General features: G+C 37.5%; 13 protein-coding genes and 1 pseudogene. 5 read left to right on the top strand and 9 right to left on the bottom strand.

All coding sequences use genetic code 11. The features are described from left to right. Positions 1 to 235: 235 nt before the first annotated feature. Together ACQKIC_RS15455 and ACQKIC_RS15450 are read left to right on the top strand one after the other, a co-directional pair. On the top strand, positions 236 to 1,141 hold the full coding sequence (locus tag ACQKIC_RS15455; protein ID WP_427591907.1) for a LysR family transcriptional regulator: 906 nt from the start codon (positions 236 to 238) through the stop codon (positions 1,139 to 1,141). A 143-nt stretch (positions 1,142 to 1,284) separates the two neighbouring features. Next, positions 1,285 to 2,307 (top strand): hypothetical protein, encoded by a 1,023-nt coding sequence (locus tag ACQKIC_RS15450; RefSeq protein WP_427591859.1) that lies wholly within the window; start codon positions 1,285 to 1,287, stop codon positions 2,305 to 2,307. Positions 2,308 to 2,508: 201 nt separating this feature from the next. Here ACQKIC_RS15450 and ACQKIC_RS15445 read toward each other — a convergent pair whose 3' ends face one another. From ACQKIC_RS15445 to ACQKIC_RS15420, 6 genes are read right to left on the bottom strand one after another with little or no spacing between them, the layout of a single operon-like run. Then, the gene (locus ACQKIC_RS15445; protein WP_427591858.1) at positions 2,509 to 3,504 is read right to left on the bottom strand and encodes a substrate-binding domain-containing protein; all 996 of its coding nucleotides are present in this window, start codon (positions 3,502 to 3,504) and stop codon (positions 2,509 to 2,511) included. Positions 3,505 to 3,516: 12 nt separating this feature from the next. Then, entirely contained in the window at positions 3,517 to 4,494 is a 978-nt protein-coding gene (locus ACQKIC_RS15440; protein WP_427591857.1) for an ABC transporter permease, read from the bottom strand. An 18-nt stretch (positions 4,495 to 4,512) separates the two neighbouring features. After that, positions 4,513 to 5,976, bottom strand: a complete 1,464-nt coding sequence (locus ACQKIC_RS15435) for a sugar ABC transporter ATP-binding protein (RefSeq protein ID WP_427668684.1) — start codon at positions 5,974 to 5,976, stop codon at positions 4,513 to 4,515. A gap of 1 nt (position 5,977) precedes the next feature. Beyond that, complete coding sequence (locus ACQKIC_RS15430; protein WP_427668682.1) at positions 5,978 to 7,516, bottom strand: FGGY-family carbohydrate kinase; 1,539 nt, start codon at positions 7,514 to 7,516, stop codon at positions 5,978 to 5,980. Positions 7,517 to 7,521: 5 nt separating this feature from the next. Beyond that, a complete protein-coding gene (locus tag ACQKIC_RS15425; protein ID WP_427591854.1) occupies positions 7,522 to 8,556 on the bottom strand; it encodes a galactitol-1-phosphate 5-dehydrogenase in 1,035 nt (344 codons plus the stop codon). Between the two features lie 21 nt (positions 8,557 to 8,577). Continuing rightward, complete coding sequence (locus ACQKIC_RS15420; RefSeq protein ID WP_427591853.1) at positions 8,578 to 9,507, bottom strand: sugar-binding transcriptional regulator; 930 nt, start codon at positions 9,505 to 9,507, stop codon at positions 8,578 to 8,580. A gap of 385 nt (positions 9,508 to 9,892) precedes the next feature. On the opposite strand from ACQKIC_RS15420, the pseudogene tnpA reads away from it, so the two are divergent. Beyond that, positions 9,893 to 10,154: pseudogene (gene tnpA / locus ACQKIC_RS15415) on the top strand (IS200/IS605 family transposase); the annotation flags it as partial. Positions 10,155 to 10,207: 53 nt separating this feature from the next. On the opposite strand, the gene ACQKIC_RS15410 reads toward tnpA, so the two are convergent. After that, the gene (locus tag ACQKIC_RS15410; protein ID WP_427591852.1) at positions 10,208 to 11,026 is read right to left on the bottom strand and encodes an SDR family oxidoreductase; all 819 of its coding nucleotides are present in this window, start codon (positions 11,024 to 11,026) and stop codon (positions 10,208 to 10,210) included. A gap of 14 nt (positions 11,027 to 11,040) precedes the next feature. Further along, a complete protein-coding gene (locus tag ACQKIC_RS15405) occupies positions 11,041 to 11,436 on the bottom strand; it encodes a MerR family transcriptional regulator (protein WP_427591851.1) in 396 nt (131 codons plus the stop codon). 623 nt (positions 11,437 to 12,059) lie between these two features. On the opposite strand from ACQKIC_RS15405, the gene ACQKIC_RS15400 reads away from it, so the two are divergent. Together ACQKIC_RS15400 and ACQKIC_RS15395 are read left to right on the top strand one after the other, a co-directional pair. After that, positions 12,060 to 12,179, top strand: coding sequence for a hypothetical protein (locus ACQKIC_RS15400; RefSeq protein WP_427591850.1), 120 nt, complete (start codon positions 12,060 to 12,062; stop codon positions 12,177 to 12,179). Between the two features lie 57 nt (positions 12,180 to 12,236). Then, positions 12,237 to 12,764, top strand: coding sequence for a hypothetical protein (locus ACQKIC_RS15395; protein ID WP_427591849.1), 528 nt, complete (start codon positions 12,237 to 12,239; stop codon positions 12,762 to 12,764). A gap of 335 nt (positions 12,765 to 13,099) precedes the next feature. Here ACQKIC_RS15395 and ACQKIC_RS15390 read toward each other — a convergent pair whose 3' ends face one another. After that, positions 13,100 to 14,413 (bottom strand): MFS transporter, encoded by a 1,314-nt coding sequence (locus ACQKIC_RS15390; RefSeq protein ID WP_402872540.1) that lies wholly within the window; start codon positions 14,411 to 14,413, stop codon positions 13,100 to 13,102. Positions 14,414 to 14,484: the final 71 nt, after the last annotated feature.

The following is a 14,484-nucleotide window of genomic DNA, read 5'->3' as shown; positions in this document are numbered from 1 at the left end:
TTTTATATATGGGAATTTAACCCATATCCTTACAGTCATAAACGCGCGTTTTTTTAACCAACTTAATATTTGACTAAATTTTCAGTTTTTTTACACCCTTCTTTAAAGATAATATTGACTCTTGCATTTGAGAAATATATTATTGTTATAAACTTATAACTATTGATTATAAAATACCTTCTTATTGGCTGTATCCAGTTATTCTGATACCACTTAAACAAAAAGGAGTGATTTTATCAATTTCCTATCCCTACGTTATTTTATTGAGGTTTCAAACCACCTTAGTTTCAGCAAAGCCTCCAAGATCCTTCATATCTCCCAACCTGGCTTAAGCCAACAAATCTCATCACTTGAAAAACAATTAGGTTTTAAGCTTCTAAATCGCACAACAAGAAAAATCACATTGACTGAAGAAGGGGAATATATCTACAAGAAGCTCGCTCCTTCCTTCGATGACATCGAAAAAACAGTTAGCAATATCGTTGAAAACAAAATTGTCCCCAAACCAAAAATAAAAATTGCCACAATACCATCAGCAGCAAGTATTTATATACCAAATTTATTGAAAAGGATACGTATTGAATTTCCTGAAGTAGAAGTGGATCTTCAAGAGACAACCTCCGCAAGAGCAGTCAAGCTAGTCAAACAGCAAAAATATCAAATTGGTTTTATCCGAACACCCATACATGCCAATATACTGACAAATGAAGGGCTAAATATGATTGAATTCAACAAATCTCCATTGCAATTAGTCGTTTCTTTTGAACACCGGTTAGCTCAAAAAGAATCCATACATTTAACTGAGGCAAAGAATGAACCCTTTATTCATTATCATACAGTACAAGCCCACTCTCTTCAATTTCTTTTGGAAAAGGCATGTTCGATTGCTGGGTTTTCTCCAAAAAAATTATGTGAAGGATCCGAGCTATTAACGATTGCAAACCTAGTTTCAAATAATTTAGGTGTTGCCCTCATGCCCAAAGATATGATTGATTTGTTAGGAACTAAAAAGGTGAAGGCCTTAAACATCGAAAATATGAATCTGTCTAGCTCAATATCAGCTGTTTGGAAAAGTAGCGAACATACACCTTTCTTGATAAATCAAATCATACATACCCTCCAATCTAATGCTTCGTTGTGAGTTATAAGGATAAAGAACTAAAGTAAGTACAACTTGTCCCTTTTATAATCAAGGTTTATATGTATATAAAAATTTACTATTTTTGTTATGTTCCCTTCAATGTTAGCATTTGGTTATACAACATTTGAAAGGATGATAAATAAATGGTAAGTGGTATTTCGAAATTTTCCGTATTTGGCTTGGGTCCTATCGGCATGGAAATTCTGCGTAGTGCATATCTTACAAATCCTCAATCGATTATTGGTGCTGTAGATATTGATCCCCAAAAGGTTGGAAAGGATATTGGGCTGATCATAAATGAAAATAAAATGGATGTACATGTGGTCTCCAGTATTCATGAAGTAAAAACCAGTGTAGAGCATCCAATTGCCCTTCATGCGACCGGTTCCAATGCAAACCACGTTTGGCCGCAAATCAAGGAACTTTTAGATCATGGGTTCTCAGTGGTTTCTACCTGTGAACAGCTTTCTTTCCCGTGGCAGCGCTATCCTGAGCTGGCAAAGGAGATAGATATATATGCAAAGAGTAAAGGGCTCAGTGTCATCGGGACTGGCATTAATCCAGGTTTCATCATGGATACCATGGCAATCTGTTTTTCAACGGTTGTTACAACGGTAAACAGAGTCCTTGTCAATCGTAAAGTGGATGTTTCGAAACGCCGCCTCCCCTTACAAAGAAAAGTTGGAATCGGTATGACAAAAGGAGAATTTGAGGCACTGGCTGAACAGGATAAGATCGGGCATGTTGGTCTTGAAGAATCTGTTAGATTAATTGCATATGGGCTAGATTGGGAACTTACCAGTATAAATAATACCATTGAGCCAACAATTGCCACCGAAGATATAACCGTTCCACTTACGTCTCTAAAAAAAGGGGCGGTTAGTGGGCTACACCAAGTATCAAGAGCTTTGACCTCTACCGGAAAGGAAATCTGCTTGGACTTGACCATGTCTGTAGGAATTAACCAAGAGGATGAAATTATTATTGAAGGAAACGAAACACAGAGATTAATCATACCAAATGGAGTATTCGGCGATACCGCTACAGCCTCCATGGTTATTAATACAGCTAAACAGATTGATGCGATTCGAAAACCCGGGTTACTTACCATGGCTGACATCGGTCTGCCAAGAAACAGCCAGCAATCTGAATTTGTACCCATATAAGTCTAAACAAACGACATTTGCATTTATAAGTAACTACTATATGAATGTCTCTGCTATTCTTTAAATATTCAAATCTAAAGATAGATTAACCCCCGAATCGAAGACTTTTCTGTCTGTCCATTCGGGGGTTCTGTATGGAAATAAGCCTAACGTTTCATTTGATCACGGATGAATCTGTGTAAACCGGCCAATTGGAGACCCTTATTTTACTTCCGCAAATTTTTTCGAGTCATCTAGATAGTTCGTTACATTTTTTTCATCAATTAAGCCTGTTTCTCCATTCATTACTTTTTCAACATCTTCTCCATTCCCGGTCTTGATTGCTGTTTGGATAGCTAGTGTACCAAGGGATATTGGATCGTTTATAATTGTTGCATGGAACGTACCTGCATTAATTTTCTTAACAGCTTCCATTAACCCATCAATACCAACGATTTTAACATCTTTTAGTTTCCCTGCTTGTTCTAATACTTTCAATGCTCCAAGTGCCATATCGTCATTATGAGCGTATACTAGTTTTACATCCGGATGAGCCTGCAATAAGTCTTGCATAGATGTAACAGCTTTCGCACGTATATACTCACTGTAAGGCCCTTCGATAATCTTAATACCTTTTTCCTTCTCTACAACTTCATGAAAACCATCGTGACGAGCTTTCATAACGGTACCTCCTGCATCCCCTTGCAATTCAATCACTTTACCTGTAGCTCCGTCACCACCAAGAAGCTCGATAGCTTTTTTTCCAGCAAGACGTCCCATTTCTACATTGTCTCTACCAATGTAAGAAACAACCTCTTCTTTTGTTTGTCTATCCACTGTGATAACTGGTATACCTGCTCTTTCAGCTGCTTTTAAAGCAGGTGCTACAGCTGATGGATTAACAGGGTTAATAAGTAATACATCAATTCCTTTTGTAATGAGAGACTGAACATCAGTATTTTGTTTTTCTATATCATTTTGTGCATCTACGACGATTAATTTTGCATTCTCTTGTTTAGCCTCTGCTTTGGCTCCATCAACCAATGATGTATAAAAAGGAGATTCAAGAGTTGCTTGAGAGAAGCCGATAACTAATGATTCTCCAACTCCCTTTTTACTTGTATTTGAACCAGAGTCTTTTGCTGCTCCGCCTCCACATGCCGTTAATGCAAACATAAGTGCTATTGCAAATAAACCCGTCATCCATTTTTTCTTCAAATAAACCACCCCTTATTTTTTGTTTATGATATATTGATTCATAATTAATGCTAGAACAATGATTATTCCCATGAATATAGATTGATAGTAAGAAGATAAACCCAATAGATTGAAGATATTAACAATCATACTCATAATCAATACTCCAATAAAGGTTCCACCTACACTACCTTTTCCACCCATAAGGCTCGTTCCACCTATAACGACTGCGGCAATAACATCTAACTCAAGCCCAGTACCAGCTGTAGGTTGTCCGACGGTTAACCATGCACTCATGAGAACACCAGCCACTGCCGATAGCAACCCTGCGATTACAAAACACCATGTAATATACTTCTCTACTGGAATGCCAGAAAGTCTAGATGATTCTATATTTCCACCTACTGCATATATTTTTCTTCCGAATGTTGTGTATTTTAAAACTACCATGGCTATGATCGTTAATCCGATCCAAACAATTACCGTTAATGGAATCTTGCCTAAAACATTTCCACCTAAAGCTATAAAACTTTCAGGAAGGTCATAAATTGGCTCTCCATTTGTTGATAATAAAGCAAGTCCTCTTGCACTAACCATCATAGCAAGTGTCGTGATGAACGCAGGAACTTTAAACTTAGTTGAAATAAACCCGTTCACGAAACCTAAGAATGTTCCTCCTACCAGGGTTATGGTTATGGCTAGTATCGGATTCATTCCTGTACCCAATAAAATCGAGACCAACATACCTGTTAATGCTAAAATTGCTCCAACCGATAAATCAATACCAGCAACTAATATAACAAAAGTCATTCCTATACTAACAATTCCAACAAAAGAAGACTGTTGAAGAAGATTAAGTAAATTTTGAACAGAGAGGAATTGATCGGATAGCAAGCTACCAATCAGGATAAACCCTAGAAAAATTAAGAAAAGATTGTATTTCTGTAATACATTCTTAATAGGTAGTGATTTTGATTGTTTTACCTGTGTTGCATCTATATTGGCATCCATAGTACGCCTCCTTTTGTATTAACCAGATACGGCAATATTCATAATTTCACTTTTATAATGTGAAGGCTGTGAAAACTCCTTAATTAACTTACCTTCAAACATTACCAGAACTCTGTCACAAACTGAGAGTAACTCTTCAATTTCCGAAGTTGCCATAATAATGCTTGTTCCTCCATTTGAGAGTTCCTTCATAATGCTATAAATCTCATCTTTTGCTCCTATATCAATGCCTTGGGTTGGTTCATCGAACAATAAAAGTCTAGAATTATTAATAAGCCACCTAGAAATTATGACTTTTTGTTGATTACCCCCACTTAAATTTCTCAGAGGTACATCACTACCACTTGTTTTAATATTTAATTTCTCAATCATATCTTTCATAACCTGTTTCATTTTCCGTAGGTTTACAAAACTATTCTTAGAAAAGGAGTGAAGTGAAGGCAAGAAGGCATTCTCCAAAATAGACAAGTCTAGGTTGGCCCCTTCAGTTTTTCTATTTTCCGGTACAAGCCCCATACCGACTTCTACTGCTTTTTGAGGAGAAGTTATACTCTTTTTCTTACCATCTATCTGTAGTTCTCCTGTTTGTATTGGATCTGCCCCATAAATTGCTCTAAGTAGTTCCGTTCTTCCAGAACCCACTAGTCCATATAAGCCAACGATTTCTCCTTTACTGACTGAGAAAGAAACATTTTTTATTTTTTGATTTGTAAACCCTTTCACTTTTAGGAATTCTTCTCTTTTTGTTTCTGTATGAATATTCGCTTTTTTTTCTATAGTTCGTCCAGTAATGTGGCGGATTAAATCAGGTTGTGCCAGATTCTTCATCTCATCTGTGATCACCCATTTCCCATTTCTAAGAACCGTTACTCGGTCTCCTATCGCGTATAATTCCTCAAGTTTATGAGAAATATAAACAATTGTATATTCCTGTTCCTTTAATAGTTTGATAACGTCAAATAGTTTTAGTACTTCATCATTAGACAATGCTGTTGAGGGTTCATCCATTATTATTATTTTGCATTCTGCAGCAATGGCTTTCGCTATTTCCGTCATTTGTTTTAAACCCATACTTGCCTGAGATGCCTGCATGGTTGGGGAAACAGATACTCCAAGTAAAGAAAAGAGCCTTTTTGCTTCATCATTAATCTGTCTCCATTTTATAATGCCGCCTTTTCGCTTTAGATAGTTTCCAAGGAAAATATTTTCTGCTAAACTCAATTCCTCTACTAGGGATAGCTCTTGATAAATGGTTGAAATTCCAAGTGCCATACTATCTAAAGGTGTCTTAATTGTTACCGGCTGCCCTTCCAAATTAATATCTCCCTCATCTTTGGTATAGACACCTGATAAAATTTTCATTAGAGTAGATTTACCAGCACCATTCGCCCCAATAAGACAATGCACTTCTCCTTTTTTTAGAGTAAAGTTTACATTTTGCAATGCTTTTACACCTGGAAAAGATTTAGACACTTGCTTCATTTCAAGTATGTTGGACACTCTGGTCATCCCCCCCATTTTTCAATTTTTTCATAATCGGAAATAATACTTTATTTAAATGGATATAGACTTCAAATAACTCATCATATTTTTTTGTTTTCTCTACATCTGGGTAGTATGTTTTTTCCATCTTCACCATGTATTTTGAAGCTTCCTTCAAATTAGAATAAAATCCTAGACCATGAGAAGCTATGATGGCAGCCCCTTTTGAACCGGTTTCTATATCACTAGGAATCGAGATAGGAAGGCCGATGACATCACTGATGATTTGCATCCAATAATGATTGTGAGTTCCACCACCACCTGCAATGATTCTTTCAACTGGGATTGAATAGTCATTCATCGTTTGGATAACGTTTCTTGTACCAAACGCAATCGCCTCAAGGATAGCTCTATAAATATGAAATTTATTATGCGATAGTGTAAGGCCAACAAAAGAACCAGTTGCATAAGGAGTCTTATAGGGCGTTCGATTCCCTTTCCAGCTATCCAAAACGATTAATCCATCACAACCCGGTTCCATTTTATTTATTTCTATTTCAAGTTCTTTATAGATTTCTTCTTTATCCGTACGGTGTCCATAAAACTCCTGTAAAAACCAGGAAATGATAGAGCCGCATGATAACTGCCCTCCCTCAAGAAGCCAATGTCCATCCAGAAGCGGTGAATCATAGGGGCCCCAAAGGGAATCGTTGAAAACTGGTTTATCGTGGTGCATTAAGTGAACAAAACTAGTTCCAGTGATCATACTAAGTTGACCAGGTTCAAGGGCACCTGAGCCAATCATCCCTATATGAGCATCAATGCCACCTTGAAATACTGGTACACCCACTTCTAAACCTAAATACTCTGCTGCATTCGGCGTGATGGTGCCTACTTGTTCACCTACACTCAATACTTTCGAAGGCCAATGTTTGGTAATCCCTTCAAGACCAATTTCTTTAAAGAAGGACTCCGAAAACCCTTCTAGCCGATCAACATAATTCCATTTACAACTGGCATTACATTTTGATGCCACAAGTTCGCCTGTTAATTGGAAATTAATCCAATCAATTTGTTCAACTATTCGTTTACCTGTTAAGTCATGGTGTTTTTTCAACCATAAGGATTTTGTAGTCATCCATTCAATTGAAGTTTTTTTCCCGGAGAATAGTAGATGATTTTCGACTTGAAAATGCTGATTACTATTAATTTCTTCTTCTTCCTCAGTAGCTCGTTGGTCCATCCAGCATTGTGCTAGTGCTAGAGGCTTCAGGCTCTCATCGGTTAAAACTACGGTAGAAGATGTTGCGCAAATCGAAATTCCTTTAATTAACTTCGGATTGATCATTAACTTAACAGATATCAAAGCTTTTTGAAGTGCTGACCACCAGTCATTCGCATCTTGCTCAGAATACCCATTTTTTCTATGAAAGGTAGGATAAGATGCGCTTGCTGTACAAACAAGATTTCCCTCTATAGTATAAACACCGACTTTTAAGGACTGTGTTCCAAAATCAATACCTAATACGAGATCATTCATCATTGTTATTCTCCGGGGTAAAGCAGAATTTTATTGAAAACAATTTCTTTGTTTTTTATTTTTTCAAACACAGCCGGTGTTTCTTCTAGACCAAAACGGTGAGAAACAATTTCCTCAGTTTTGATCTTTCCTTGTGCCATACTGTTTATCACATATGACCATTCCTTACCTGGGAATGGGTCTGAGAAAGAATTCCAAGAGCCATGAATTCCAATTTCATATCGTAATAAGCGATCAACAGTTTTAGCAGATAGAGTTAAGGGTTGGTTAGAGATACCGAGAAATACAACCCTTCCCATTTTTCCAGTAATCAATACAGCTTGATCCTGTGCAATGGCTGAACCGGAGGTATCAATAACAAAGTCTATATGTGTGTCCGCCAATACCTCTACTATATTTTCCTTTTTTGAATTGACTACACGATTTGCTCCTAACTTTTTGGCTATTTCAAGTTTTTCCTCGAAAATATCCACAGCAATAACTTCTTTTGCACCCATTTCACGAGCGAATTGAACCGCAAACATTCCGATTGCCCCTAGACCCATCACGACAGCTGTATCACCTTTTTTCAGGTTTCCTCTCCAAAGTCCATGAACAGCATTCGCAGCTGGATCAACCATCGCTCCCGCATCATATGAAATGGTATCTTCAAGTTTCAGGATATTTGCTTTCCCTACTTTTATAAAGTTCGCCATTGCACCATCTGTTCTTGAACCGTAATAATTGTATGTATCACACAAACCAAATTTCCCTTGTTTACAATAAACGCAATTCATACAAGGTTCTAATGGAGCAATTGTTACACGATCCCCGATGGACCATTCCGTAGCTTTTGAACCACATTCTACTATTTGTCCTGAAAATTCGTGTCCTAATGTTAATCCTTTATAATAAGCACCTTTTGTTAACGCTCTAGGAATATCAGATCCACAAATTCCTATCGCTTTTACTTGAATTAATACTTCTGTTTCTGAAATAGAAGGTAACTCTACTTCCTCTACCTGTAAGTTACCTGGCTCGTATAATTTGACTGCTTTCATCATGTTCCCCCCTATTAAAAATTACACAATTTCTTTCGCTAATTCTTCATCTACAAAGAGAACGTTTACATACCCACCATTTAATGCGCCCTTTACGCTCCGAGCTTTTGCCTTGCCTGCGGCTAAAGCAATAGAAAACTCTTTGTTTCTTAATTCTTCTAACTCTAGACCAATGGTTCGTTTGTTCAAATCATTATCAACAATATCCCCCGCTAACGAAAAATATCTTGAACAAATATCACCTACTGCTTTTTGATTTATTAACTTTTCATACGAATCTCCTTTAAAATACCCACCTTTATAGAGAACCGATTCATAAGACACATTCCCAATTCCAAATACCGCGATATTACTTCTTTTACCAAGATTTAATACTTGTTCAATACTAGAATCAGTCATAATTGATTCCGCTATAAACGAACTATCCACAATGGATGGAACAGGTAAGAGGTAATGGTCCGCTGAAAACGCTTCTGAAAATTTTTCAAGTAGCGCCCCTGATCCTGTGGAAAAATTGCTCTTTGCTATTCCACCATTTAATTGAACGATTTTCATTTGGGGTAATTTTTTTTCCTTTAAATGAGGAATAACATAACTCATAGATGTCCCCCAAGAAACACCTAAAATAGAGTCGCTCTCACAGATATCATATAAATATTCTGCAATCGCTTTACCTATATCATTTTGAATGAGTGGTACATCATCTACATAAACCGGTAAAACGAAGACTTTTTTCAACTTATACTTTTCTTTAATTTTATTCGCCAGCTTTTGAACCGAATTAAGTGGATAATTTATTTTGACATCAATAATGCCTGATTTAAATGCTGCATCAATAATCCGGCTGATTGTTGCTCTTGAATAACTTAGTTTTTCTGCTATTTCCTTTTGTGTAAAGTTCATCTCATAATACATCTTTGCTACAACAATCATTTCTTCATTTGAGTACATTTCTTCCCCCTGCCAAGAAATTATGTTCAATAGGTAAAATTAATTTCATATTTAGATTATATGTAATTTTTAGATAAATGAAAACGCTTTATTAATTTTTGAACATAATTTCAATTGTGTCTAATTTAGAAACAACTTATCTGTCTAAATAGAGAAATAGGTTCAAATATTTAACAAGCGGTAAATCTTCGGTTTTTTTAATAACAGTTTTTCGAGAAAAATAAAAAAAGACAGGACTTGTGCCTGTCTTTTTTATGTAGAAAAGAAACCCTTGGATAGGCCGATAGTTCTAAAAAGCTTTCAGCGTGGTATTAAAAAAACTCTCCCATGGTGCAAAAATATTTTTGGTTCGCCAACCAAAATATCAGCATCACGGAAGAGTTTTATGTCAAAAGACACTAATAGTTTAGCACACACTACCTGGAATTGTAAGCATCATATCGTATTTGCACCGAAGTACAGAAGACAAGTGATATATGGAAAGATAAAAAAAGATATCGGTCAAATATTACGCACGCTATGTGAAAGGAAAGGCGTAGAAATCATTGAAGCAACGGCTTGTAAATACCATGTGGCTTGTGAGTATTCCACCAGAAATAAGTGTATCTTCATTTGTGGGTTATTTAAAAGGGAAGAGTAGTTTGATGTTCATCTTTGTCCTTGCTACCATGTGATGTACGTGAACATTTTTGTTGCAATATTATGGAATATCAATACCGAAGCTTTGTGCCAAATTGCTAATAAATTCATCTTCGTTCAGTTCTTCACGTTCCTTCATTAATTCTTCGCCGGTATGGTATCTCAATTGGCTGGAAGGATCAGTTGCCGCCTTGTAAATCAATTCGGCAACATGATTCGGAGAATCGACTTGTTGAGGGTCAAACAAGCCTTGGTACACTGATCCGATTTTTTGCTCGATTTCACTATAATTCGTCAATTGGGTATCATGCAGCGGGTCCATAGATCTCCCTGCAAAATCGGTATTAGTGCGTCCGGGCTCCACGATCTTTACCCGAATATTGAGTGGGGCCAACTCGTACAATAGAGCTTCCGTAAGTCCGTTTAGGGCGAATTTGGAAGCATTATAAAGAGAAAACAACGGAAGTGCGAGTCTTCCTCCGCCAGAGCTAATGTTGATAATAAGTCCCTGATGATTATTTCTGAAGTGAGGCAGGATCGATTTTATTACCTTCATAGGGCCAAACACATTGACGTTAAACTGTCTTTGGATTTGTTCTTCTGTTGCAGCTTCAAAGATACCGAATGAACCATAACCTGCATTGTTTACAATCACATCAATATTCCCGAATTTCGTAATCCCTTGTTCAATGGCATTTTGGATGGATTCCTTGATTTCAACGTCGAGATGGGTGACCAAAATGTTCTCGGCCTTGGTAAATTCCGTTTCTTTTTCAGGCGAACGCATTGTTGCAATTACATTCCATCCTTTGCTCGCGAAATGTAAGGCTGTTGCTCTCCCGATTCCTGCCGATGCACCAGTAATTAATATAGTTTTCATCCTTATTTCCTCCTCTAATCCCCAGCTGGGGATGAATATAATTCGATTTTACGATTTATGAGTTCCATGCAGTGCGTTAGTTGCTCAATTTGTTCTTTGACCCGCATGTTTTGTTGACGAAGCATTTTAATACGCTCGTTTTTAGATTCGTCTCCCTGAATGACGAGTTGCGCGAATTTCTTCATATCGGCAATACCCATTCCCGTTTCGCGAAGGCGGCAAGCGAATTTGATCCATTCAATATCTTTGGAATCATAAATGCGACTACCGTTTTCATTACGCTTTACGGGCGGAAAAATACCTTCCTTTTCATAGTAACGAAGCGTGTGAATTGATAATCCAGTCTCGTTGGCGAGTTGACTAATTTGAAGACTCATAAGATGATCCACTCGTTTTTTGACATCGGTCATTTCCCCTTTCTAATGTAATTAGTTTAAAACATATCATCTAGAGTGCACTCTATGTCAAGGCTTTCAGGGGGATAAGACAGAAACTTATTTTGCGAGGAGGTAATAATCAGTGTTTTGCTGAAAGTGTTAGGGAGACGACCTAATCATACTCTTTACGAAGTGTCTATTGTCTGACAGAATGCCGGAACCTAAGATGCCTTTTACAAAATTTTCTTACCTGGTGCGGCGTCTTTTTAGCCGCCTGAAGACTGAAATTGCCCAGTAGTACATCAGTCAAGGGCATTATCATATTGCCTCCGTGCTTATTTTGCTGGAAGTGGAACGCTCACGTATTATACACATGTGATTAAGCTTAAAGAAACCGATTCACAGGGTGGAGGTCCCGCACCGTAAGTGATGAACAAATCTATTGATGGAAGATGCTGGGTCTTCAAAAGCTTTAATAGTTGCCTGGGCCAATTGAATTGCCCAGGAATAATTCTATTTATGGTTTCATACCAAGGGCAGGAGGACGCTCAAGTAGGGGGCTACATTTGCATCGACTCGTGAAAAAGATTACGTCCTTCCCTATTATCGAGATCTGAAAATGGTACAAAGCAGTTGGCTTCGCATTAGCCGCTAAAATGGAAAGGGAAAACCTTATTTCAAAAGGGTCTTCTAATCAAGGGGACTTCCAAGAGGTAACTAATTTTTCAGGAATTCATAAACTTTCGACTATCCTCATGGTGAGAATAAATCAATAGCTATACCCCTTCCCATTCCTATTGAAACGCAGTTAGCTTGTGAAAAGGATCGAATCGATGCAGAACAAGCCAATTATGCAGAAGGTCCTTACAAAAAAAGTTGGAATCGGTATGACAAAAGGAGAATTTGAGGGACTGGCTGAACAAGATAAGATCGGCCATGTTGGGCTTGAAGAATCTGTTAGATTAATTGCATATGGGCTAGATTGGGAACTTACCAGTATAAATAATACCATTGAGCCAACAATTGCCACCGAAGATATAACCGTTCCACTTAAGTCTCTAAAAAAAGGGGCGGTTAGTGGGCTACACCAAGTATCAAGAGCTTTGACCTCTACCGGAAAGGAAATCTGCTTGGACTTGAACATGTCTGTAGGAATTAACCAAGAGGATGAGATTATAATTGAAGGAAACGAAACACAAAGATTAATCATACCAAATGGAGTATTCGGTGATACTGCTACTGCCTCCATGGTTATTAATACAGCTAAACAAATTGATGCGATTCGAAAACCAGGGTTACTTACCATGGCTGACATCGGCCTGCCAAGAAACAGTCAGCAATCTGAATTTGTACCAATATGAGTCTAGACAAACGACATATCCATTTATAAGTAACTGCTATATGAATGCCTCTGCTATTCTTTAAAAATATCCCAACCTAAAGATAGCGTAAGCCCCGAATCGAAGACTTTTCTGTCTGTGCATTCGGGGGTTGTATATGGAAATAAGCCTAACGTTTCATTCTGATCAGCGTAAACCAACTTCATAGCGTTTCCTTCTGCATATTGAAGAAACCCAGCTAATCTCCTGTGAAGGTAGCTGGGTTTTAAAGTCGCATGTGCAAAATAGCACTTAGTAAGTGAAAATTATCACCTAAACTTACTCATCCAGAAAAGATTTATGACAATTTTAATAAATTAAGTTAATGATGTCCTATTTTGAAGTTCCGGATTTCCACTGGATTCTTCCACTTTTTGTGTTTCGTCATCTAGATAATCCAAACGACGATTTTTGGTTTCTGGGAATACCCAAGCCCAAATAGCTAATAGGAAGAATAAACCGGCCCCGCCTAAGATAATTGGTTCATACCCATACACAGGGAATATAGCTACTGTGATTAAGGGGGGTATCGCTGAAAGTCCGCGTCCAATTTGTAAAGCCCATGAAATACCTGTAGCCCGAACATCTGTAGGGAAGATTTCGCTAAATAATGACCCAAATACAGATGCTCCATTTGAACCAAAGTATAAAAAGAAAATAGGAACTAAAATCCATAGTGAGTTAATTAAACTAGACCATGTAAAGTAAAGGGCGATACCACCAAGAGCTGCAACAAGGCCAAGGTAACTTAAAGTTATTTTTCTTCCCCATTTGTCCGCTGTATAACCGGCAATAAATGATCCAACTAGACCTGCGAATGCAGTAAAGAATAGCCACCATCCCGCCGCACCCATTTCAAATCCTTCGTATTTTACTAAATACGTTGGAAGAAAATTTGTAATTCCATAGTAAGCGAAATATTGTAATACTGCAGCAATTAAAGCAATTGTGAATGGTTTCCAGAAGCGTCTTAAACCGTACTTTTTACGCCAATCGACTTTTTCACTAGCTTTTTGTTTATTTTTCACTTCTTCCTCCCAAACTTTTGATTCTTCTACATCTTTTCTGAGCCAAAGAGCAAATAAAACTGGAAGAGCAGAGATAATGAATGTCCAACGCCATCCGATTAAGGGGAGTACAAATCCACCCATAGTTGCTCCCAAGAAAATCCCCAAATAGGCGCCACCATATAGCATACTACTCCAAAATCCACGTTGTTTAGAAGGAACTGATTCGCTTACGAGTGCCTGAGCTGCACCGTATTCACCTCCTAAACCAAACCCAGCGATAGCAGTCCAAACAATTAGCCACTCATAATTGAATGTAAATCCACGCATTAACGTGGCTATACAGAAAATAACTAATGTTGCGATTAAAATCTTCTTACGCCCTACTCGATCTCCTAAATAACCAAAAAAAACACCACCAATCGCTAGGAAAGCAAGTTGAACTGAAAAAACTGACGCTATTTGTCCAGTAGTTAGCTGTAAAGCAGTTGCCATAGGAATTACAAGGAAACTTAACACAAACACTTCATAATAATCAAAAACCCAGCCAATATAAGCACCAAAAAAAATTTTATATTTTCCTTTATCCATTTTTTCATTATGTGGTTGAACGTTACTCGTCATAAACAAGTCCCCCCTGATTGATTATTAGAAAGTGTATACACTCTTTAGCAGTTCGACTAAAGAGCGTAAAG

The organism is Peribacillus sp. NPDC046944 (genome assembly GCF_050272735.1).
GTDB lineage: Bacteria > Bacillota > Bacilli > Bacillales > DSM-1321 > Peribacillus.
This window is presented reverse-complemented; position numbering and strand designations above follow the sequence as displayed.

Bases quoted from the DNA above. Each gene is read 5' to 3' on its own strand.
- ACQKIC_RS15450 (WP_427591859.1), top strand. From the start codon at position 1,285: ATGGTAAGTGGTATTTCGAAATTTTCCGTATTTGGCTTGGGTCCTATC.
- ACQKIC_RS15440 (WP_427591857.1), bottom strand. From the start codon at position 4,494: ATGGATGCCAATATAGATGCAACACAGGTAAAACAATCAAAATCACTA.
- ACQKIC_RS15435 (WP_427668684.1), bottom strand. From the start codon at position 5,976: ATGAAGCAAGTGTCTAAATCTTTTCCAGGTGTAAAAGCATTGCAAAAT.
- ACQKIC_RS15430 (WP_427668682.1), bottom strand. From the start codon at position 7,516: ATGAATGATCTCGTATTAGGTATTGATTTTGGAACACAGTCCTTAAAA.
- ACQKIC_RS15425 (WP_427591854.1), bottom strand. From the start codon at position 8,556: ATGAAAGCAGTCAAATTATACGAGCCAGGTAACTTACAGGTAGAGGAA.
- ACQKIC_RS15420 (WP_427591853.1), bottom strand. From the start codon at position 9,507: ATGTACTCAAATGAAGAAATGATTGTTGTAGCAAAGATGTATTATGAG.
- ACQKIC_RS15410 (WP_427591852.1), bottom strand. From the start codon at position 11,026: ATGAAAACTATATTAATTACTGGTGCATCGGCAGGAATCGGGAGAGCA.
- ACQKIC_RS15405 (WP_427591851.1), bottom strand. From the start codon at position 11,436: ATGACCGATGTCAAAAAACGAGTGGATCATCTTATGAGTCTTCAAATT.
- ACQKIC_RS15400 (WP_427591850.1), top strand. From the start codon at position 12,060: ATGGAAAGGGAAAACCTTATTTCAAAAGGGTCTTCTAATCAAGGGGAC.
- ACQKIC_RS15395 (WP_427591849.1), top strand. From the start codon at position 12,237: ATGCAGAACAAGCCAATTATGCAGAAGGTCCTTACAAAAAAAGTTGGA.
- ACQKIC_RS15390 (WP_402872540.1), bottom strand. From the start codon at position 14,413: ATGACGAGTAACGTTCAACCACATAATGAAAAAATGGATAAAGGAAAA.